The organism is Diaphorobacter sp. MNS-0 (genome assembly GCF_019602835.1).
Classification (GTDB): domain Bacteria; phylum Pseudomonadota; class Gammaproteobacteria; order Burkholderiales; family Burkholderiaceae_C; genus Diaphorobacter; species Diaphorobacter nitroreducens.
Genome location: NZ_CP080761.1, coordinates 1,369,498 through 1,389,851, shown reverse-complemented (window position 1 = coordinate 1,389,851; position 20,354 = coordinate 1,369,498). Strand labels below are relative to the sequence as shown.

The window sequence follows — 20,354 nt, the reverse complement described above, 5'->3', positions numbered from 1 at the left end:
TTTTCAACCGCGTGCGGGAGCTGCCATCCCGTGAGGGACAGGGCCCCGCTTTTCCAAGGAGCCCATCCATGTCCCAGCAAGCCTCTTTCGGCCGATTCGGTCAATTGGCCTTGACCTACTGCGGCAAGTTCCTGCCGCTCGAAGTCCTGCACAGCGCCGCCGGCCACTACATCGGCACGCGCGATACCGAAGGTCCCGTCTCGCGGGAATCTCGTGAGTACTTCCGCAGCCATGCCGCGGCTCAACGTGCCCTCGAAAGAGGCGGCTGGTCCCAGCTCGCCATTCCCTGATCCAACTGGAGGAATCACGTCATGAACCAGCTACTGCCACAGGAAGTCGTCGATCAGATCGTTCGGGAAGAACGGCATTTCAGCGCCGCGCCCCAAGCCTTTTTCGAGGCATGGAAGCGTGGTGTCGAGATCGCCGGCCCGCAATGGTTTGGCGATGGCACCCGTGAAGGTCTGAACCAGGCCAAGAGCAAGTGGGATCTGCGTCCCGACATGCTGCGCCTCAACGACGCCCTCGGCGTCCTGAGCAGCGGGGAACGCATGTTCCTGTCCGCGATGGTCAGCTTCTACAACGCGCGCGAGGGCGGTGCCATGCTCAAGCGCTGCCACTTCAACGGGTTGTCGGACTTCGACGGCCTCGATCTGCCACGTCGCCAGGTGATCGCCGACCTGCTGCTGAACTACAGCGGTTGGTGAGCCGGTCCCTGGCACACCTTCATCACTGCGTTCACGGGACCCCATGAGGGACATGCGCCTCGTTCGAGGCCATGTCCCTCGCGTTTTCTCCCCGCCCAGCGCCATCCGGCATCAGGCGGTTTCCCCTGCGGATGCCATCGTCCGCAAGGGCTGGCTCCGTTCATTCATCGAAAGGAGCCTTCATGGCCAACAACTACTACGAAGCCACCGGCGTTCTCGTGCTCGACCGTGTGACGCCCGTCATCCAGGCGCTGTTCGGCGCCTTCGCGCTGGACGAGAGCCACCCCGGCAACGGGCAGGCCTACATCGCCCAGATCGCCGAGACCACCAATCCGCAATGGCCGGACGTGCTCGATGGCCTGGAAGACCTGGCCACGCAACTCGGTATTCCGATGCCGGACGACGAAGGGCTGTCGATCCCGCCGCTGCTCGAACTGCTCGCCGTGCACTTCCGTGCCGATGAGGACGAAGAGCTGGGGAACTTGATCGACCGTCATTCGTTCGAGGACACCGCCGATCTCGACGCATTGTTTCTGATCGCCACCCGGTTCGATGACGGGCACCACCTGACCGCCATCCAGTTCGAGGGCTGCTGGTACTGCAGCAAGCCGCGGCTGTTCGAGTTCGGCGGCAACGGCTGCTACCTGAGCCGCGAGGTCCGCTTCATCAGCTCCTCCTCCCAGGCCCTCCAGCTCGGCGACCAATTGCGCAAGACCATTGTGGCCGCCGACATCGAAGAGGCTTCGGCCCTGATCGCGCTGGAGACCATCAATCTGCTGGCGGGCGTCAGCGACGAGCCATTCCGCATGAATTTGCGCCGGCGCGTCGCCGAGCGATTGGCCCAAACGCCAACGATCAGCGTCACCTGACGCTGTTTCCTTTCTTTCCACCCACCGGGGTCAATTCCCGGTGGCGGGGATTTGCTCCATCATTATTCTGTTGGAGAAATCCCATGTCCCAGAATCCCAATCCCTTTCTACGCGGCTACTGGAATCTGAAAATCGTCCGCACGCTGTCCATCAGCTACGAGGACGGAAGCCCGCATTTCTGGCGAAACATCCACCCGAGCCAGCAGCACCTCTGCGACGCGGCGCTGGTTTCTTCTCCTTGCATCATCACCAGCGACTTCGCGGTGGTCAGGACTGGCACCGAACCTGTCGGCGCCGCACTGATCGCCGAATGCGACGCGGCTGAAGGGGGCAGCGGCGAAGGCATGGTGGGTGCCGTGGTGTACGCGATCCACGGCGACGACTTCGACGGCCGCCCCGTCCACATTGGCGACACCTATTCGGCCGAGGCCGCACGGGAAGTCGTGCAGCGGTTGAGCTTCGAGACCGGCTACTACAGCCGGTGCTGGGAAATCAGCAGCGCGCACATCAGCCGCGAAACCGGCCAGTACCTGGCCAACCTGGCTGACCTCGCGACGCCGGAGGCCTTTTTGTTCATCGCGTTCCGGATTCCCTACAGCCCGGCGATCGGCGTCAAGCTGATCTCCACGCCCTGGACGGACCAGCACCTGCAGGACGTCGAGGGGATCGCCGCCGAGCAGCTTCGGCAGGAGCACCGCAGCAAGGGCATGCCGGTCGAGCTGGCACAGATCCTTGAACTGGCCGGCCAGGCCGACGTGCGCATCCTCATCCTCGATGCCGACGCACCCGTGTTGCCGGGCCTATCGCTGGCCGGCGAATAGCCGCCACACACATCCCCGGCCTTCCTTGTCCTCACCGCATGCCGGCCCGGTCTCCCGCCAGAGAGCCGGGCCGGCGCACTTTCACAGGAGCGATCCCATGTTCCCCGACCTCATCACACCCGCATCCGACTTCGAGCACCAACTCGGAGCCTGCGTCAACGCCATGAGCCAGGAAGATGCCATCGGCCAGATCCTGGTATTCGAGCGCATGAGCGGCACGCTGCACATGCGCCATATCGCCAGCGCCGACCTGGTGGACACCGACGTGGACGACTACGAAATGGTCGTCTTCGACGGTGGCAACACAAGCGGCGACACGTGGAAACACGTGTTCTTTCCGCGTCAGCGCGAGCACTACTTCGTGTACCAAGCCTGATTCCTCCAGCCCCTTTCGAGGGGCTTTTTCTTGCCCGCAGCACAGGAAAACGGTTGTGGTGCGGTGCCGTTTCCTGCGGGCAGGCAGACCGCCCCAGGGCCATGCTTGCCCCATGTTCGTCGGCGTTGCCGGCACATGCCCAGGCAGTCGAGACCTTCGAGGCTGCAAGCGCGGGAAACCGTGCTGGTCGTTTCTTCCTACGGACCTACCGCGTCCATCCACGCCACCCACAAGGGACCTCTCCCTTGCGGGCGGGGAATCCCTTGTTTTTCCTCAAGGAGTTTCCCCATGGATCGTTCCCTCATCAAATCCATGATGCCTTCGCTGGTCGCAGGCCATGTGCCCCGCAACGTGCGGTCGTTCAAGTACCGCGTGTTCGATGATCAGCCGCTGTCCTCAACGCTGGGCTTCGCCATCGACCCCCAACCCTTCGACGGCAAGGTGGTCGCCGCGACCGACGATGCCATCGTCGTCAAGCTCAAGCCTTCCGAGTTCGCGGTGCTCGATCCCAGCCTGGTGACCACGGTTCCTGCCGAAGGCGCCAAGGTGCATGTCCAACCCTATGCGCGTCGTCGCTTCGACGGACTGCGCGCGGACACGCCGGAGGTCATCACCGAGGAGACTTCGGACGGCACGCCGTACACCATCACGAGGCACATCCTCGGCTCGGCGCCGGCCAAGCTGCCCATTCCCACGCCGCAGTGCATGGAGTTGGGCCAGCTCATCGAGCAGTTGGAGGAGATGCCGGCCCCCGATCGCTTCCGGCGCATCACCCACATGCTGGTGGATGCCGGTGCCCGCGACTTCACCTGGGTCGATCCCACGCCCTCCAAGATCATCGAGACCCCGCCGGCGATCAGCTTCACGGTCTCGACCGCGAAGTTCGAGGGCCGGGTGACGATCCTCTACGACCGCGGCGGAGACACCTACGTGGTGGAACTGCACCGTCAGAACGGTGAATCGGTCGAACTGGTCGATCGGCACGACGAGGTGTATTTCGACATGCTCGGCGAAGTGCTGGAGAGGCTCATCGACGACGGGCGCTGGCGCCAGATCGACGTGAGCATCCTCGACGCGAAAGCGGCCCGCAAGCGCCAGGCCGTCCCGGCATGACGCCCCGCAGCGAAACCAGGCGGTCCTGCGGCTGACCCGAGGCATCCGCCACGGCGTTCCAGCCGTTCCGGCCGCGTGCACTACAGGCCCTTCATCCCATCGGATGGAGGCCTTTCTCATTCTTCCACACAGGAGATTTCATCCATGTCACTGCGATTCAAAGGCGCTGACCTGCGCCCCGTGCTGACCGAAGCCATCGCCAATCAGGGGTCGTCTCAGAAAACGGAAAAAAATCGTACGCTAAGAGCCGAAGTGGGCCCTTTAGCAGCAATGCAAAGCTGCGATCAACGGGCAGGAAACATTGCCATGGTGCGCGTTGCACTCTCTCACTAGCGTCGACAGGGCCTCTTCCATCCGCGTGAGGTCCGCCATGCGTGCGCGCACATCGGCCAGCCGGTGAGCAGCCAGTTCGGCCGCCTCGCTGCAATGGGTGCCGTCCTCCAGTTTCAGGAGCTGGCCGACTTCATCCAGGCTGAATCCCAGGCGCTGGGCTGACTTCACGAACTTCACCCGCGCCACGTCCGCCTGCCCGTAGCGGCGGATGCGACCGTAGGGCCGCTCCGGCTGGGGTAGCAAGCCCTTGAGCTGATAGAAGCGGATCGTCTCCACGTTGACCCGGGCTGCCTTGGCGAAGGCCCCGATGGTCAGATTCTCTTGAGCGTTCTCCATGGCGCTTGACTCCGTAGTTGACTACGGAAGTAACGTTACAGCATCAAGCGAAGTCCCGGAAGGAGAACCTTATGTCGGAACCCAAGAACGGCCGCGGCGCACTGGCGACCGGCGGCGTCGCGGCCGTCCTCGCCTCGGCCTGCTGCCTCGGCCCCCTTGTCCTGGTCGCGCTCGGCTTCTCTGGCGCGTGGATCGGCAACCTGACCGTGCTGGAGCCGTATCGGCCGATCTTCATCGGCGCAGCGCTCATCGCGCTGTTCTTCGCCTGGCGCAGCATCTTCCGACCAGCCCATGCCTGCAAGCCCGGCGACGTTTGCGCTGTGCCCCAAGTGCGGACTGCCTACAAGGTGATCTTCTGGATCGTGGCCGCCCTGGTTCTGGTTGCCCTCGCGTTTCCCTACGTCCTGCCGCTGTTCTACTGAAAGGAGATCACCATGAAGAAACTCACCACCCTCACCACCCTCATCGCCCTGGCCGCCGCTCTAAGCGCGCCCGCCTGGGCTGCCACCAAGACCGTCACCCTGTCGGTGCCCGGCATGACCTGCGCCGCGTGCCCGATCACGGTCAAGACGGCTCTGTCCAAGGTCGCCGGCGTCGAGAAGGCCGAAGTCAGCTTCGAGAAGCGGGAGGCCGTCGTCACCTTCGACGAGGCCAAGACCAATGCCGACGCCTTGACCAAGGCCACCGCAAACGCGGGTTACCCGTCCAGCGTCAAGCAGTGAGGGCGTAATCATGGCCGAGGCGATCACCCTCCACATCGAAGGCATGACCTGCACGTCGTGCGCCGAGCACGTCCAGCAGGCTTTGACGAACGTGCCCGGCGTGCGCGCGGCCTCGGTGTCCTATCCGCAGCGGCAGGCCGAAATCGAGGCGGATGCAGGCGTGAGCGTGGCCCCGCTGGTTGCCGCAGTGGCCACGCTCGGCTATCGCGCACGGCTTACCGACACGCCGAACAAGCCTGCCGGCCTGCTAGACAAGGCGCTGGGCTGGCTCGGTGGCGAAACGAAGCATGTTGGCGGTGAACAAGCGCTGCACGTGGCTGTGATAGGCAGCGGCGGCGCGGCGATGGCGGCTGCCTTGAAGGCCGTGGAGCAAGGCGCCCGCGTCACGCTGATCGAGCGCGGCACCATCGGCGGCACCTGCGTCAATGTCGGCTGCGTGCCGTCCAAGATCATGATCCGCGCCGCGCACATCGTCCACCTGCGCCGCGAAAGCCCGTTCGATGCTGGCCTGCCGGCCGCAGCGCCCGCTGTACTGCGCGAGCGGCTGCTGGCCCAGCAACAAGGCCGCGTCGAGGAGCTGCGCCATGCCAAGTACGAAGGCATCCTGGCAAGCACTCCGGCCATCACCGTGCTGCGCGGCGAGGCCCGGTTCAGGGACACGCGCACGCTGACCGTGGCGACCGCTGACGGCGGCACGCACGAGGTGAACTTCGACCGCTGCCTGATTGCCACCGGCGCGAGCCCGGCGCTTCCGCCAATCCCGGGCCTTGCGGACACACCCCACTGGACCTCCACCGAGGCGCTGGAAAGCAGCTCGCTCCCCGAGCGGCTGGCCGTGATTGGTTCCTCCGTGGTGGCGGTCGAGTTGGCGCAAGCCTTCGCCCGGCTGGGCAGCCAGGTCACGATCCTGGCGCGCAGCACGCTGTTCTTCCGAGAAGACCCGGCCATCGGGGAAGCCGTAACAGACGCCTTCCGCGCCGAGGGCATCGAGGTGCTGGACCACACCCAGGCGAGCCACGTTGCCTATGCGGGCGGGGAATTCGTGCTCACCACCGGGCAGGGGGAAGTGCGCGCCGACAAGCTGCTGGTCGCCACCGGTCGCGCGCCGAACACGCGCAGCCTGAACCTTGAAGCGGCAGGCGTCGAAGTCAATGCGCAGGGAGCCATCGTCATCGACCGCGCCATGCGCACGAGCGCACCGCACATCTTTGCTGCCGGCGACTGCACCGACCAGCCGCAGTTCGTCTATGTGGCGGCGGCGGCCGGCACGCGCGCCGCGATCAACATGACCGGCGGCGACGCGGCGCTGGACCTGACGGCGATGCCGGCGGTGGTGTTCACCGATCCGCAGGTGGCGACCGTGGGCTACAGCGAGGCGGAAGCGCACCACGACGGCATCGAGACCGACAGCCGGCTGCTGACGCTCGACAACGTGCCGAGGGCGCTCGCCAACTTCGACACGCGCGGCTTCATCAAGCTGGTGGCGGAAGCTGGCTCAGGGCGGCTGATCGGCGTACAGGCGGTCGCGCCGGAAGCGGGCGAACTGATCCAGACGGCCGCGCTGGCGATCCGCCACCGGATGACCGTGCAGGAGCTGGCCGACCAGTTGTTCCCCTACCTGACCATGGTCGAGGGACTGAAGCTCGCGGCGCAGACCTTCAACAAGGACGTGAAGCAACTGTCCTGTTGCGCCGGATGAGGAAAAGGGAGGTGTTCGATGAACGCCTACAGCCGCGCCAACCGCCGCATCTACGCGGCCTTGTCCGATCCCCTGTCGGCCACCCACCGGCACCGCCTCGACGATCTGCTCAAGCGCCACGACAACGGCAAGACGACCTGGCTGGCCTGGCTGCGCCAGTCGCCCGTCAAGCCGAACTCGCGCCACATACTCGAACACATCGAGCGCCTCAAAGCCTGGCAGGCGCTCGACCTGCCTTCCGGCATCGAGCGGTCGGTGCACCAGAACCGCCTGCTCAAGATCGCCCGCGAAGGCGGCCAGATGACGCCCGCCGATCTGGCCAAGTTCGAGGCACAGCGCCGCTACGCGACCCTGGTGCGCTCGCCATCGAGGGCATGGCCACCGTCACCGACGAAATCATCGACCTGCACGACCGCATCCTGGGCAAGCTGTTCAACGCTGCCAAGCACAAGCATCAGCAGCAGTTCCAGGCGTCCGGCAAGGCGATCAACGCCAAGGTGCGGCTGGCCACCTCGATCAAGCAGGGCACGGTGACGGCCTCGCTGATGCTCAGGAAACTCGGCAGCTACCCGCGCCAGAACGGCCTGGCCGTGGCGCTGCGCGAGCTGGGCCGCATCGAGCGAACGCTGTTCATCCTGGACTGGCTGCAAAGCGTCGAGCTGCGCCGCCGCGTGCATGCCGGACTGAACAAGGGCGAAGCCCGCAACGCGCTAGCCCGCGCCGTGTTCTTCAACCGGCTGGGCGAAATCCGCGACCGCAGTTTCGAGCAGCAGCGCTACCGGGCCAGCGGCCTCAACCTGGTGACGGCGGCCATAGTGTTGTGGAACACGGTCTATCTGGAACGGGCCTCAAACGCCTTACGCGGTCACGGCCAGACTGTCGATGACGCCCTGTTGCAGTACCTGTCGCCGCTGGGCTGGGAGCACATCAACCTGACCGGCGATTACCTCTGGCGCAGCAGCGCCAAGATCGGCGCGGGCAAGTTCAGGCCGCTACGACCGCTGCAACCGGCTTAGCGTACGATTTTTTCCGTTTTCTGAGACGTCCCCAATCAGTGCCGCATTGTCCTGGTCAAGGATCAGGGCGTGTACTTCCTCGCCGAGCGTGGGGAGCGTCGCCCGGATGGGCGCCAGGCACTGCTCGCCTACGCCGTCGGATGCAACCCGGACACCGACCCGTTCGATGACTGGTGGCACCTCGCCGGCCGCGAGCTGGGCGGCGATGACTTCGCGGAGTATTTCGACCCGAAGGACGGCCTGTTCACGCGCCTCCAGCACTCGGCGGACGATCTCGTGCTTTCCGCCACCGCCACGCACCTGTCCTTAGCAGTGGTGCCTCCCGCCTGACGCGGCAACCGCCTCGCAGCCCCCGCATCGGGGGCCTTCTTTTGTTCGCACCGCCGCCATCGCCGCGCGTGCGCGTTTGTCTCCAGCCGCCGAGGCACGCCCCGCCGGCCACAACGCCGGCATGCCACCGGAGACAACCGCATGAACACGCCATCGACCTCGCCGAGGCTGCACCTCCTACCGGTGTCGCTGCGCACGGCCAATGCATTCGTTCTGTCGCACCATCGCCACCACCGCCCGGTCCAGGGCGCGAAGTTCGCCCTGGCCGTCACGCTGAGCGACAGCGACCTGATCCACGGCGTGGCCATTGTCGGCCGCCCGGTCGCGCGGCACCTGGACGCTGGAAGTCACGCGGCTGTGCACCGACGGCACACCCAGCGCCTGCAGCAAGCTCTACGGCGCGGCCTGGCAGGCGGCAAGGGCGCTGGGCTACATACGCCTGCTCACCTACACCATGCCCGACGAAGGTGGCGCCAGCCTGCGCGCCGCCGGCTGGCGGCTGATCGGCGCGCGCGGTGGCGGCGCCTGGAGCCGTCCCGGCCGTCCGCGCGCCGATACCCCCGAGCACCTGCGCGGCGCCAAGTGCCTGTGACAGGCGCCGGGTGGCGCGGACAAAGGGAAGCGCCCGGGTGCCGATTGATTGCTGCCGCGCGCGCGAGGCCCCGCCATGCTGGCCCCATGCCTGCTGACGTCGTCAGCGACATGCCAGGCAACCATCGGTCTTCGAGGTTGCGGCGCAGTTCCCACTGCGTGACCGAGCCAGCTCGCACCGCATCCTTCCGCGAGCGGCCACCAGCCTCTGGTGGCGGATGCTTTCGCCTTATCAACCCACCGCGGGGTCACGCACCTTCCCCGCATGCGTGGGCCGGTGTGTCTCCGCTTCATCCCAATGGAGATTCACCATGAACACCACGTCCAACGAGAAATCGTATTTCGACCTCCACACCTCGGGCATCGGCTACATCCAGCGTGTCCGTGAAGTGCCCGTCCGGGGCGGCCGCCGTGCGCAGCCTTTCCTGGCTTGCACCATCGCCGCGCTGGTCGGCCCCGCCCGGGACCCCAGCTACCGCTACTTCGACGTCAAGGTCTCGGGAGCCGAGGCCAAGAAGCTCGTTCAGCGCTACATCGGCGTTGACGATCCCAAGCAGCGCCCGCTGGTGCGCTTTCGCCTCGGTGACCTGTGGGGCGATGCGTACATCCGCGACAAGGGTGAGCAGAAGGGTCAGGCCGCCGCGTCCCTCAAGGCGCGACTGCTCAAGGCCGAACTGATCGACCGGGCCGAACTGGCTTCGATCGAGCAGCACGAGCTGATCACCCGCGGCATCGGCTATCTCAATCGTGTGAAGGACGTCACCCCGAAGGCTGGCGACTCGTTCCTCTCTTGCACGGTCGCAGCACTGGCCGGGCCTGTCGATGAACCGGAGTATCGGTACTTCGACATCATCGTCGCCACCCCGGAAGCCGAGCATCTGGCTCGCCGGTGCGTCCAGGCCATCGAGGGGGACCGTAAGGTCCTGATCGCCTTCCGTCTGAACGACATGAAGATCGATCCGTACATCCGCACCAAGGGCGAGCACGCCGGGGAACCGGCCGCAAGCCTGGAATCGACGCTGGTCCACATCGGTCTCATCAAGATCGACGGTACCCAGGTCTATCCGACGAGCCAGGCGCAAGCCGAGGCGTCGCCGGCCGAAGACGCATCCGCGTCCGAAGCCGACGAAGCCATCGACACTGCTGCCGACCCCGCTGCAGACCAGCCTGCCGAGCCCGCCGAGCGCGAGCCCGAGGCGCAAGTCGAGGAGCAGGAGCCGGCATTGGCTGCTTCGTTCTGATCCGACATGGCCCCTCACGGGGCCTTGCTTTTTCCTATTCTTCAAGGAGAACCATCATGGCAGCCACACCGGCACCCGAGAAATCGGTCGCGCCCATCGTCGTCCCCGGCCAGCTCACGCTGCGCACCATTCGCGGCAAGAACGGCCCGTTCACGGTCGGCCGCCTCGCGACGCACCTCGGTACGTTCGAGGTCAAAGACCCGGAACTGGAGCAGTACCCCGAAGGGAAATACGACGGGGAGTTTGTGATCCGCTACATCTTTCCGAAGTCCTACCCGGTCGGGGGCGGCATGCGGTTCGAGATCCGCGCCAGCCTCGACGGGATGACGCTCAATGGCATCGACAAACTGAGCCGCGACGAAGCCCGCAGCTTCGCCACCCAGGACGTCGATCCGCTCGATGAAGAGCAAGGGGCGCAGCCTGCGGCAACGCCGGCCAAGCCCGCCAAGGCATCCAGGCCTGCCAAGCCCGCACCCGTGCAGGCGTCCGCGGACCCGCTGGTCGATACCACGCCCTTCGGCGTGGATGCGCCACCGCCTGCTGCGGCCGCTGCCCCCGGCAGCACCGAAGACGGTGACGCCGCGCTGTTCGGCCTGCTGTGGCCGCTGGGCGAGTCCGTGAAACTGGATTCGACCATCGACCGCCGCACCCTGCGCGCGCAGATCGCCCGCCTGGGCGAGCTGGGCTACGCGCTGGACTTCAAGACGCAGGAGTGGAGCCGCCAGGCCGAACCACAAGCTGCGTGAGCAGACGCCGCATGCGCGGTGTTCTTCATCCACCTGCCGGGGTTCCTTCCCCATGCGGGGGAGGCCCTGGCCATTTTCTGGAGGTCCCCATTATGTTCACCATCGCTTGCGATACCCCGCGTTCAACGTTGGATGAACCCGCGTGGCGGGAACTCTGCAAGGCGGCCGCCGCACACGCCCAGCGCGGTTGCGGCTTGTCCTACGACCACTACGTGACGCTCTTCAGTTCGGCGATCGACGCACAGGCCAATCGTTTGCCGGATGAGCAACGTGCTCAGGCTCTCGAAATCGCGGCCCAGGAATGGGACTACGCAACACCTGCCGAACGGCAGGAAACCCAGGACTGGAATGCGGAGCATGGCTATTGCTCGCATGGGATCGAGTTCGGCTGCTGCCCGGCCGGTTGTGATCGCGACGATGACGACTGGGACTAAGGCCAAGGCATAGGTTTTCCTTCGCTGCACCTGCGGCATTCCATCACCCACTGGGGGTTCTTCCCCACGGGGAGGCCTCCAGCTCAACTTTTCGAGGAGGCCTCTCATGGGCTGGTATTTCTCTCCCCAATCGCGGTCTGAACTGATCGCGGAACTGATCGCACCACAGCAGACCGAGCGCGTCAGCGCGAAGGTTATCGCTCACGCATTGCGCGGCAACGTGCTGTGGTCCGTGGTCGAACTGACCGCCAAGGTCGAAGGTGTGCATCGTGATCTCGCGCCGGGCCAGTCCCTGCGCTACATCCGCTGCGATCTGCTGGAACGCAGCGGCAACCAGTGGGGCTACAAGCCGCTGGAAGAGTCCATGCATCCGTACTATTACTCGTGCCCGCTGTCCTATCTGGACCTCGCACCGGAGCAGTCCGCCGACTGGCGTGCAGGCGTTCGCGCCTACCACGCCCGGCGGCGCACACCCACGGCTGTCACGGCACCCGCCGCGGCGCTGTTGGCCTGAGCCAGGAGGAACCGACATGGACCCGATCCTGGCTGCACTCCCGCTCTCGCTGTTGAAGCTCGTTGAAGGCAGTTTGTCCAACGACGAAGTTTCCTCCGACGAGGAAATGCTGGGGTACTTCATCGACAACGGCCTCACCGAGGAGCAGGCACGGCAGGCGCTGACCTACCGCGACCAGTACCTCAACAACATCTACCTGGACGGCTTCACGCCGATCACCGCGGTGGACGAGGCGCTTCACTTCAATCCGCACACCCAACAGTTCGAGCCGGACTGAGCGGTTTTCTTCCACCCCCTGGGGCAGTACTTGCCCCAGCGGGCGGTGCTGTTCCCGTTCATCCGAGGACACCACCATGCCCGCAAACACTTCTTCCACGCTGTACCGCATCGACGAATGCCCGGACGTGATGGCCGACGCCTGCGTCGGCGATGACCAGGGCAACCTGATCTTCCTGTCCATCTGGGCGCGGGACACCGCCGTCCAGCAGTTCCTTGCACGCCTGACCCTCGGGCGCGACGAGCAGGGACTGGACCAGTTCCACGTCATCACCGACCAGGGCGGCAGCGTCCCGGTATTCATCGGCAACGTCGATCGCCTGGAAAAGCGCATCACGCGCGCCTACCGGCGAACGCTGTTCGGTTCGCTGTCCAACGTGTGGCTGTTCGACCGGCGCTGCGTCAAGCCCGACAAGGCCAACGCCAGCGCATTGGCACTGCTGCCACGTGACAGCGCCCACCGGCTTGACCGCCTGTGGATGCTGGTGCGGGACACCTGCCCGTTGCCGCTGCTCGACCACTGGCGCGAGACCGTGCTGGAACTGCTGCAAAGCCGCGAGATGCTGGCCCGCCTTCCGTTCGCCCTCGGGCCGCTGGAAGGCCATCGGCTCGCCATCGACGTGCCGGCGCTGAGCTTGGCGCTGGGCTCCCTGATCCGCAGTGACGCGCTCACCGCCTATCCCTATCCGGCCAAGATTTGGACGCCGGAAGCGGTAGCGGCTTGACCCACCCTCGGAGGCACGCCTTGGCGTGCTTCCGTCATTCATCCCCGCCAACCAGGAGACTTCCATGGCTCTCATGTTCCCGCGGCTCGCCCGCAATTTCGCCAAAAATGGGTACTACCCGACCGACGAACCCACGCTCGAAAGAGCCCTCAACGCACTGATGCCCAGCGACGGGCCGATGTGCATCCTCGATCCCTGCGCCGGTGAAGGCGTGGCAATCGCCGAAGCCTCTCATGCCCTCGGGCGCGAACAGACCAAGGCGTTCGCCGTCGAATTCGACGCCGAGCGGGCGCGCCATGCCCGCGGCCTGGTCGATCACTGCCTGCACGCGGACCTGATGGACACGATGATCTCCAAGCAGTCCTTCGGACTACTGTGGCTGAATCCACCGTATGGCGACCTGTCCAAGGACGTCAACGGCAACATCGGCTATCAGGGCCAGGGCCGTGCCCGCCTCGAAAAGCTGTTCTATCAGCGTTCGCTGTCGCTGTTGCAATACGGCGGCGTGCTGGTCTTCATCGTCCCCGGCTACGTGCTCGACGCGGAGCTGGTCGGCTGGTTGACGCGCCACTACACCGATCTGCGTATCTACCGAGCGGTGGAAACGCAGTTCAAGCAGGTGGTGATCTTCGGCCGCCGGGTCCGTCAGCGGGAGCTGGCACCCGATGGCGTCAAGGCCGTGCGCAATCTGCTGCTGCAGGTTGGGCTTGGCGAAGTCGAAGCCGAGGAACTGCCGAGCGAATGGCCGTTCCTGCCGTACATCGTCCCCGCCAGTCCGGCCGAGCCGGAGCATTTCTTCCGCGTGACGATGGAGCCCGAACAGTTCGCCGACGAGGTTGGCCGGCTGCAAGGCCTTTGGCCGTCGCTGGACACGCACTTGGGGACCGCGCAGCAGTCGCTGCGTCCACCGGCGCGGGCCTTGTCCCACTGGCATCTCGCCCTGGCTCTGGCCGCGGGCGCGATCTCCGGCGTCGTGCGCTCCCAGACGGGGCGCGTGCTCGTCGTCAAAGGTGACACCCACAAGGACAAGACGCTCCAGCGGGAATTCACCGAACGCGAAGACGGCTCCATCGCCGAGACACGCATCCTCACCGACAAGTTCGTGCCTGTCATCCGCGCGTGGGACATGACGCCTGGCTCCCCGACACGGGGCGAGGTGTTGACCATCCGCTGATCCACCGGACGCGCTGCCGTCCTGCTGTACCACCTCGAAGGAGAAACACCATGTTCCCCAATCCATTCAAGCGGCCTGCGCCGCGCAAGCAACCCTTGTTCGCACCGAGTACGTTGAAGTTGAGCGAGAAGGTGCATTGGCTGGCTCGGCGAGGCCTGATCGACCCCTTGGCCTATGTCCAGCGCCATGTGCGCGGGGACTGGGGCGAGATCGATGAGGCCACCCGCCAAGCCAACGACGTCGCAATCCAACAGGACAACCTGATGATCTCCCAGTACCGGATCACGCCGGAACTGGTGTTGCTCGTGAAGACCAGCGAAGACCACCAGACCACGGTGGTCCAGCTTCCCGAAGAGCGCGACCTGATCTGAAGGCGCCGCCTCGTCATCCCATCCACTTGACGGAGCCACTTCACTCCGCCAGGGGTGTCGTGGCTCAATAGCCTTTCAAGGAGGAGCCCATGGCATCGCATCGCATCGAAACCTACTGCCAGAGGCTGGCGTTCCCCATCGGGGCGCTCATCTTCAGCCGAGGCATTGATCGCCTTGTCCGCGCGGGTCGCCTGGACCCGATTCCGTACTTCAGGCGCCACACCCGTGGCGACTGGGGTGACGTCAACGTCTACCAATGGCACGCCAACGGCGTTGCACTTCAATCGGGCGCGTCGCTGGAATCGCACTATGTGATCCACCCGGGACTCGCCATTCGCATCATCACCGATGCGGGGCGCAGTGTCACCGCCATCGTGCTGCCGTCCGAAGACTGAGCACGGTTCACCCGCAGGCCACTCAGGCCAGCATCTTCAACCACCTTCGGCCGCGCGCCGATGTACTTCCCATCACGGGGCGTGCCATTGCCCCGCTGGGGGTGGTGCATGCCCCATTTTTCATTGGAGCATCACCATGTCCCTCGATCTCGAAACCACTGCCGCTGACGCCGCGCCCGTACAGGGCGAACTGCTCGACGCGGAATCATCCCCTCTGACCCTGAGCCTTCAGGATTTCGTCGGTGAGTTCGGCGACGAACTGCTCGACTCGCTCAACCGCGCCAACCCGCCGGTCTATACCGGCCAACCGCAGGCGCATCGCCAACTCGTCGTCGCCAGCCTCAAGCGCAAGCTGTTCCAGGCTCAGGCCGAAGTCGTCCATGCCGCCGCCGAGCTGCTGATCGACCGTGGCGAACGCGCCGCGATCGTCAATGGCGAAATGGGCTGCGGCAAGACGACCGTTGGCATCGCCACGGCCGCCGTTCTCAACGCCGAAGGCTACTGCCGCACCCTGGTACTTTCGCCGCCGCACCTTGTTTACAAGTGGCGGCGTGAGATCCAGGAGACGGTGGCAGGCGCCAAGGTCTGGGTGCTCAACGGCCCGGATACGCTGGTCAAACTCATCAAGCTGCGCGAGCAGTTGGGTGTGCAGCCCACGGGCCAGGAGTTCTTTGTCCTGGGGCGCGTGCGGATGCGGATGGGATTCCACTGGAAGCCCGTCTTCACCACGCGGCGCACCCGCCATGGCGACGTGGCAGCGTGCCCTGACTGCGGCACGGTCATCACCGACCTCGACGGCGAGCCGGTCAACCCGGTCGCGCTCGAAGCCGAGGAGTACCGCAGGAAGTGCAGCCATTGCGCCGCGCCCCTGTGGACGCTGATCCGCCCGCGCAGCCTGTCCGGCAGCGACCAGTCCTCGGCCGTGCTGAAAGCCTTGAAGCGCATCCCGACCATCGGGCAAGTCACTGCGCAGAAGCTGATGCAGAAGTTCGGTGACGGGTTCCTGGCGTCGATGCTGGGCGACAACATCCATGAGTTCATCAACCTCATGGACGGCAACGGCGAGCTGGTGTTTTCCGACCGCCAGGCTACGCGCATGGAACGCGCTATGGCCAATATGGAGTTTGGCTTTGGCGAGGGCGGCTACCAGCCGTCCGAGTTCATCAAACGCTACCTGCCGCAAGGCACGTTCGACCTGCTCATCGCCGACGAGGCCCACGAGTACAAGAACGGTGGCAGTGCCCAAGGCCAGGCCATGGGCGTGCTGGCAGCGAAGGCTCGCAAGACCTTGCTGCTGACCGGCACGCTGATGGGCGGCTACGGCGACGATCTGTTCTACCTGCTGTTCCGAGCCCTTCCCGGGCGGATGATCGAAGACGGCTACCGCCCGACCACGAGCGGCAGCATGACCTCGGCCGCGATGGCGTTCATGCGCGATCACGGTGTCTTGAAGGACATTTATTCCGAGAGCACCGGCACGGCGCACAAGACCGCGAAAGGCACGAAAGTCAGTGTCAGAACGGTCAAGGCCCCAGGCTTCGGCCCCAAGGGCGTGTTGCGCTGCATCCTGCCGTTCACGATCTTCCTGAAGCTCAGAGACATCGGCGGCAACGTGCTTCCGCCGTATGACGAAGAGTTCCGTGAGGTCGCAATGGACACGGCGCAAGCCGCGGCCTACCGCGATCTGGCGGGTCGGCTGACCGCGGAGTTGAAACAGGCTCTGGCGCGACGCGATACGACCTTGCTGGGGGTGGTGCTCAACGTGCTGCTGGCCTGGCCGGATTGCTGCTTCCGGTCGGAAACCGTGGTGCATCCGCGCACGCGCAACACCTTGGCGTTCGTCCCGGCTCAGTTCAACGAGTTCGAGATCAGCCCCAAGGAGCGTGAGCTGATCGAGATCTGCAAGGAAGAGAAGGCCCAGGGCCGCAAGGTCCTGGCCTACACGGTCTATACCGGCACACGCGACACGACCAGCCGGTTGAAGGTGCTGCTGGAGCAGGAAGGTTTTCGGGTGGCGGTGCTGCGCGCAAGCGTGGATGCCAGCCGTCGCGAAGACTGGATTGCGGAGCAACTGGATCGTGGCATCGACGTGCTCATCACCAATCCCGAATTGGTCAAGACGGGGTTGGACCTGTTGGACTTCCCGACGATCGTATTCATGCAGTCGGGCTACAACGTGTACTCGCTCCAGCAGGCGGCACGCCGCTCCTGGCGCATCGGGCAGAAGCAGCCGGTGCGCGTGATCTACCTCGGCTACTCCGGTTCCTCGCAGATGACCTGCCTGGAGCTGATGGCCAAGAAGATCATGGTCTCGCAGTCCACCTCGGGCGACGTGCCCGAATCCGGGCTGGATGTACTCAACCAGGACGGTGATTCCGTCGAGGTCGCACTGGCCCGGCAATTGGTCGCCGCCTGAACTTCACGCAATGCCGACGACCGAGAGGTCGTCGGCTTTTTTTCAGCGCCTCGCAGCGTCAAATTGCACCTTGCCGTACACGCCTGGACAGTGATTCAGCGCTCTCCTTGCGCTCGCTGTACCGATCCACCAGATAGGGGACCGCGTCGCGCGTGAGCAGCGTGAACTTCATCAGTTCTTCCATTACGTCCACGATGCGGTCGTAATAGTCCGAGGGCTTCATGCGCCCGGCCTCGTCGAACTCCTGGTACGCCTTGGCGACCGAGGACTGGTTCGGGATGGTCAGCATCCGCATCCAGCGGCCCAGCACGCGCATCTGGTTGACGGCGTTGAAGGACTGCGAGCCGCCCGATACCTGCATCACTGCCAGCGTCTTGCCCTGGGTCGGGCGCACCGCGCCGACCGACAGCGGAATCCAGTCGATTTGCGTCTTCATCAGGCCGGTCATCGCGCCGTGGCGCTCCGGCGAACTCCACACCATGCCTTCGGCCCATTGCACCAGTTCGTGCAGTTCCTTCACCTTGGGGTGATCGGCTGGCGCATCGTCCACCAGCGGCAGGCCGGACGGATTGAACAATCGGGTCTCGCCGCCCAGCGCCCGCAGGATGCGCGCCGCTTCTTCGGCGGCGAGGCGGCTGAACGAGCGTTCTCGCAGCGAGCCGTAGAGCAGCAGGAAGCGCGGCGCGTGCGTGACCCGTGCCGGCGCGAACAGGTGTTCGGTGTCCGATTGCTGGAACAGCGCCGCGTCGATGTTCGGCAGGTCGAGACGGGATTCAGACACGGCGGCCATCCTGATCGACCACCGGTTCGCCGTCTTCCTTGCTGAACGCGCCGCGCTGCGGCTGCGGCAGCAGGTCGAGCACGGCTTCCGAAGGCCGGCACAGGCGCGTGCCTAGCGGCGTGACCACGATAGGCCGGTTGATGAGGATGGGATGCTGGAGCATGAAGCCGATCAGGTCGTCGTCGCTCCACTTCGGGTTGCCCAGGTCGAGTTCGGCATAGGGCGTGCCTTTCTCGCGCAGCACGTCTCGCACCGGAACGCCCATCGCCGCGATCAGCGCCTGGAGCGTGTCGCGGTCGGGCGGCGTTTTCAGGTACTCGATGATGGTCGGTTCCTCGCCGCTGTTGCGGATCAGGCCCAGCACGTTGCGCGAGGTGCCGCAGGCTGGGTTGTGGTAGATCGTGATGGTGCTCATGGATGCCTCTTGGAGATTACGAAGTGGTCGCGCGGCGTTCGTACCAGCCGCGTGAGCGATTGACCACGCGCACCACCAGCAGCATGACCGGCACCTCGATGAGCACGCCGACCACTGTTGCGAGTGCTGCGCCGGAATGGAAGCCGAACAGGCTGATGGCGGCGGCCACGGCCAGCTCGAAGAAGTTGCTGGCACCAATCAACGCGGATGGCCCCGCGACGCAGTGCTTTTCGCCCGCCTGGCGGTTGAGCCAGTACGCCAGACCGGAATTGAAGAACACCTGGATCAGGATCGGCACCGCCAGCATGGCGATCACCAGCGGCTGCCGGATGATGGCCTCGCCCTGGAAGGCGAACAGCAGCACCAGCGTCAGCAACAGCGCGGCGATGGACAACGGGCCGATGCGTTCCAGTGTTCGATCGAACACGGCCTGCCCCTTGCTCAGCAGCGCCCGGCGCCAGAGCTGGGCCAGGATGACCGGAATGACGATGTACAAACCCACCGACACCAGCAAGGTGTCCCACGGCACCGTGATCGACGACAGGCCCAGCAGCAGGCCGACGATGGGTGCGAAGGCGAACACCATGATGGTGTCGTTCAAGGCCACTTGCGACAGCGTAAATACCGGATCACCGCCAGTCAGCCGACTCCAAACGAAAACCATTGCGGTACACGGTGCAGCAGCCAACAGGATCAGGCCGGCGATATAGTTGTCGAGCTGATCGGCGGGCAGCCAGTCGGCAAAGACGTGGCGGATGAAGATCCACGCCAGCAGCGCCATTGAGAACGGCTTGACGGCCCAATTGATGAACAGGGTGACCCCCATGCCCCGCCAATGCTGGCGCACCTGGCCGAGCGCGGCGAAGTCCACCTTCAGCAGCATGGGGATGATCATTACCCACATCAGCAGGCCGACCGGCAGGTTGACCTGGGCAATCTCCATGCGGCCGATGGCCTGGAATGCGGCGGGCGCGAACTGGCCGAGCGCGATGCCGGCGACGATGCACACCGCCACCCATAGCGTCAGGTAACGCTCAAAACCGCTCATCGCGGAGTTTGCGGGCGCGGTGCCGGCGGTATTGGTTGCACTCATCGCGCGGGCCTCACTGACGGCCGATGTCGCGCAATTCGCGCTGCAACGACATGGCATCGAGACTTTTGATCGGCAGCGACAGGAACAACTCGATGCGTCGGCGCAGCGTCATGGCGGTGTCGAAGAATGCTTTGCTTTGTCGTTCCTGGGTGCCTTCCACCGCGGCCGGGTCAGGCACGCCCCAATGCGCCGAAACCGGCTTGCCCGGCCACAGCGGACAGGCCTCGCCGGCGGCGTTGTCGCAGACAGTGAAGATGAAATCGAACACCGGCGCATCGGGCTTCAAGAATTCGTCCCAGCTCTTGCTGCGGTAGCCCGTTGTCGGCAGGTGCAGCCGCTCTAGCGTAGCGAGCGCCAGCGGGTGAACCTCGCCTTTCGGATGGCTGCCTGCCGACCAGGCGTGAAACCGCCCCTGGCCTATGTCGTTGAGGATGCCTTCGGCGAGGATGGAGCGGGCCGAATTGCCCGTACAGATGAACAAGGCGTTGTAAGTGGTATCGGTCATGGTCAGCAGCAGGTCTTGGATGGAGAAACCTCGCATACGCCACCTTGGCAGCAATGCTCGGTCAGGTAACCGATCAGACCGTCCATGCGGCCGTACTCGGCGCGATAAATCAGGTTGCGACCCTGCTGCTCGATGCTGACGAGGCCAGCATGGGCCAGCTCCTTCAAGTGGAACGACAAGGTGTTGCGGGCCACGTCGAGCTGGTCGGCTAGCGTGCTCGGGGTCAGTCCGCCCGGCCCAGCAACGACCAAGGCGCGGAACACGCGCAGGCGCTGGGTGTGAGCCAGGGCGTTTAAGGCGGAAATGGCTTGATCTTCTTGCATGATTCGATAATACAACAAGTATTGAATCAATGTGC

General features: G+C 64.9%; 25 protein-coding genes and 3 pseudogenes. 22 read left to right on the top strand and 6 right to left on the bottom strand.

Features of this window, described 5'->3' with window-relative positions; all coding sequences use genetic code 11:
• The first annotated feature begins 68 nt into the window (after positions 1 to 68).
• The 6 genes from K2L43_RS06705 to K2L43_RS06680 all read left to right on the top strand — a co-directional run bounded on the left by K2L43_RS06705 (position 69) and on the right by K2L43_RS06680 (position 3,883).
• Complete coding sequence (locus tag K2L43_RS06705) at positions 69 to 290, top strand: hypothetical protein (RefSeq protein ID WP_003120032.1); 222 nt, start codon at positions 69 to 71, stop codon at positions 288 to 290.
• 21 nt (positions 291 to 311) lie between these two features.
• Entirely contained in the window at positions 312 to 704 is a 393-nt protein-coding gene (locus K2L43_RS06700) for a hypothetical protein (protein WP_003050375.1), read from the top strand.
• A 182-nt stretch (positions 705 to 886) separates the two neighbouring features.
• Positions 887 to 1,573 carry a hypothetical protein gene (locus K2L43_RS06695; protein ID WP_003116830.1) on the top strand — a complete coding sequence of 229 codons (687 nt, stop codon included), beginning with the start codon at positions 887 to 889 and terminating at the stop codon, positions 1,571 to 1,573.
• 83 nt (positions 1,574 to 1,656) lie between these two features.
• Positions 1,657 to 2,394 (top strand): hypothetical protein, encoded by a 738-nt coding sequence (locus tag K2L43_RS06690; RefSeq protein ID WP_011804696.1) that lies wholly within the window; start codon positions 1,657 to 1,659, stop codon positions 2,392 to 2,394.
• A 97-nt stretch (positions 2,395 to 2,491) separates the two neighbouring features.
• Positions 2,492 to 2,770, top strand: a complete 279-nt coding sequence (locus K2L43_RS06685; protein ID WP_003116828.1) for a hypothetical protein — start codon at positions 2,492 to 2,494, stop codon at positions 2,768 to 2,770.
• A gap of 288 nt (positions 2,771 to 3,058) precedes the next feature.
• Complete coding sequence (locus tag K2L43_RS06680; protein WP_003098941.1) at positions 3,059 to 3,883, top strand: hypothetical protein; 825 nt, start codon at positions 3,059 to 3,061, stop codon at positions 3,881 to 3,883.
• Positions 3,884 to 4,144: 261 nt separating this feature from the next.
• On the opposite strand, the gene merR is transcribed toward K2L43_RS06680, so the two are convergent.
• Complete coding sequence (merR, locus tag K2L43_RS06675) at positions 4,145 to 4,552, bottom strand: Hg(II)-responsive transcriptional regulator (RefSeq protein WP_003098939.1); 408 nt, start codon at positions 4,550 to 4,552, stop codon at positions 4,145 to 4,147.
• A 71-nt stretch (positions 4,553 to 4,623) separates the two neighbouring features.
• Here merR and merT point away from each other — a divergent pair, with 71 nt between their 5' ends.
• From merT to K2L43_RS06595, 16 genes and pseudogenes are all read left to right on the top strand, one after another.
• Entirely contained in the window at positions 4,624 to 4,974 is a 351-nt protein-coding gene (gene merT, locus K2L43_RS06670; RefSeq protein WP_011804695.1) for a mercuric ion transporter MerT, read from the top strand.
• A 12-nt stretch (positions 4,975 to 4,986) separates the two neighbouring features.
• Positions 4,987 to 5,274, top strand: coding sequence for a mercury resistance system periplasmic binding protein MerP (gene merP, locus K2L43_RS06665; RefSeq protein WP_003116826.1), 288 nt, complete (start codon positions 4,987 to 4,989; stop codon positions 5,272 to 5,274).
• Between the two features lie 10 nt (positions 5,275 to 5,284).
• Positions 5,285 to 6,973: a mercury(II) reductase gene (merA, locus tag K2L43_RS06660; RefSeq protein WP_003098932.1), complete on the top strand. Its 1,689-nt coding sequence runs from the start codon at positions 5,285 to 5,287 to the stop codon at positions 6,971 to 6,973.
• 9 nt (positions 6,974 to 6,982) lie between these two features.
• Positions 6,983 to 7,989 (top strand): annotated as a pseudogene (locus K2L43_RS06655) (Tn3 family transposase); the annotation flags it as partial.
• 27 nt (positions 7,990 to 8,016) lie between these two features.
• Positions 8,017 to 8,319 (top strand): annotated as a pseudogene (locus K2L43_RS06650) (DUF3085 domain-containing protein); the annotation flags it as partial.
• 141 nt (positions 8,320 to 8,460) lie between these two features.
• Positions 8,461 to 8,824 (top strand): annotated as a pseudogene (locus K2L43_RS19030) (XF1762 family protein); the annotation flags it as partial.
• Between the two features lie 397 nt (positions 8,825 to 9,221).
• Positions 9,222 to 10,151, top strand: coding sequence for a DUF3577 domain-containing protein (locus K2L43_RS06640; RefSeq protein ID WP_011804694.1), 930 nt, complete (start codon positions 9,222 to 9,224; stop codon positions 10,149 to 10,151).
• Between the two features lie 56 nt (positions 10,152 to 10,207).
• Positions 10,208 to 10,897, top strand: coding sequence for a DUF3275 family protein (locus tag K2L43_RS06635; RefSeq protein WP_011804693.1), 690 nt, complete (start codon positions 10,208 to 10,210; stop codon positions 10,895 to 10,897).
• A gap of 92 nt (positions 10,898 to 10,989) precedes the next feature.
• Positions 10,990 to 11,331, top strand: coding sequence for a hypothetical protein (locus tag K2L43_RS06630; protein ID WP_023108442.1), 342 nt, complete (start codon positions 10,990 to 10,992; stop codon positions 11,329 to 11,331).
• Between the two features lie 106 nt (positions 11,332 to 11,437).
• On the top strand, positions 11,438 to 11,845 hold the full coding sequence (locus tag K2L43_RS06625; protein ID WP_011804742.1) for a hypothetical protein: 408 nt from the start codon (positions 11,438 to 11,440) through the stop codon (positions 11,843 to 11,845).
• A gap of 16 nt (positions 11,846 to 11,861) precedes the next feature.
• Complete coding sequence (locus K2L43_RS06620) at positions 11,862 to 12,122, top strand: hypothetical protein (protein ID WP_003098905.1); 261 nt, start codon at positions 11,862 to 11,864, stop codon at positions 12,120 to 12,122.
• 76 nt (positions 12,123 to 12,198) lie between these two features.
• The gene (locus tag K2L43_RS06615) at positions 12,199 to 12,846 is read left to right on the top strand and encodes a hypothetical protein (RefSeq protein WP_003098901.1); all 648 of its coding nucleotides are present in this window, start codon (positions 12,199 to 12,201) and stop codon (positions 12,844 to 12,846) included.
• Between the two features lie 40 nt (positions 12,847 to 12,886).
• Positions 12,887 to 14,020 carry a DUF6094 domain-containing protein gene (locus K2L43_RS06610; RefSeq protein WP_254917107.1) on the top strand — a complete coding sequence of 378 codons (1,134 nt, stop codon included), beginning with the start codon at positions 12,887 to 12,889 and terminating at the stop codon, positions 14,018 to 14,020.
• Between the two features lie 50 nt (positions 14,021 to 14,070).
• Positions 14,071 to 14,391, top strand: a complete 321-nt coding sequence (locus K2L43_RS06605; protein ID WP_003098896.1) for a hypothetical protein — start codon at positions 14,071 to 14,073, stop codon at positions 14,389 to 14,391.
• 89 nt (positions 14,392 to 14,480) lie between these two features.
• Entirely contained in the window at positions 14,481 to 14,786 is a 306-nt protein-coding gene (locus tag K2L43_RS06600; RefSeq protein WP_011804740.1) for a hypothetical protein, read from the top strand.
• A gap of 136 nt (positions 14,787 to 14,922) precedes the next feature.
• A complete protein-coding gene (locus K2L43_RS06595) occupies positions 14,923 to 17,202 on the top strand; it encodes a helicase-related protein (RefSeq protein ID WP_033986397.1) in 2,280 nt (759 codons plus the stop codon).
• A gap of 58 nt (positions 17,203 to 17,260) precedes the next feature.
• Here K2L43_RS06595 and arsH read toward each other — a convergent pair whose 3' ends face one another.
• From arsH to K2L43_RS06570, 5 genes are read right to left on the bottom strand one after another with little or no spacing between them, the layout of a single operon-like run.
• Complete coding sequence (arsH, locus tag K2L43_RS06590) at positions 17,261 to 17,983, bottom strand: arsenical resistance protein ArsH (protein ID WP_023108446.1); 723 nt, start codon at positions 17,981 to 17,983, stop codon at positions 17,261 to 17,263.
• On the bottom strand, positions 17,976 to 18,398 hold the full coding sequence (arsC, locus tag K2L43_RS06585; RefSeq protein WP_011804686.1) for an arsenate reductase (glutaredoxin): 423 nt from the start codon (positions 18,396 to 18,398) through the stop codon (positions 17,976 to 17,978). Before arsC ends, arsH begins: the two co-directional genes overlap by 8 nt.
• 16 nt (positions 18,399 to 18,414) lie before the next feature.
• Positions 18,415 to 19,491 (bottom strand): ACR3 family arsenite efflux transporter, encoded by a 1,077-nt coding sequence (gene arsB / locus K2L43_RS06580; protein WP_011804685.1) that lies wholly within the window; start codon positions 19,489 to 19,491, stop codon positions 18,415 to 18,417.
• A 10-nt stretch (positions 19,492 to 19,501) separates the two neighbouring features.
• Positions 19,502 to 19,996 carry an arsenate reductase ArsC gene (locus K2L43_RS06575; RefSeq protein WP_011804684.1) on the bottom strand — a complete coding sequence of 165 codons (495 nt, stop codon included), beginning with the start codon at positions 19,994 to 19,996 and terminating at the stop codon, positions 19,502 to 19,504.
• A gap of 2 nt (positions 19,997 to 19,998) precedes the next feature.
• On the bottom strand, positions 19,999 to 20,337 hold the full coding sequence (locus K2L43_RS06570) for a helix-turn-helix transcriptional regulator (protein ID WP_220638725.1): 339 nt from the start codon (positions 20,335 to 20,337) through the stop codon (positions 19,999 to 20,001).
• Positions 20,338 to 20,354 lie beyond the last annotated feature (17 nt).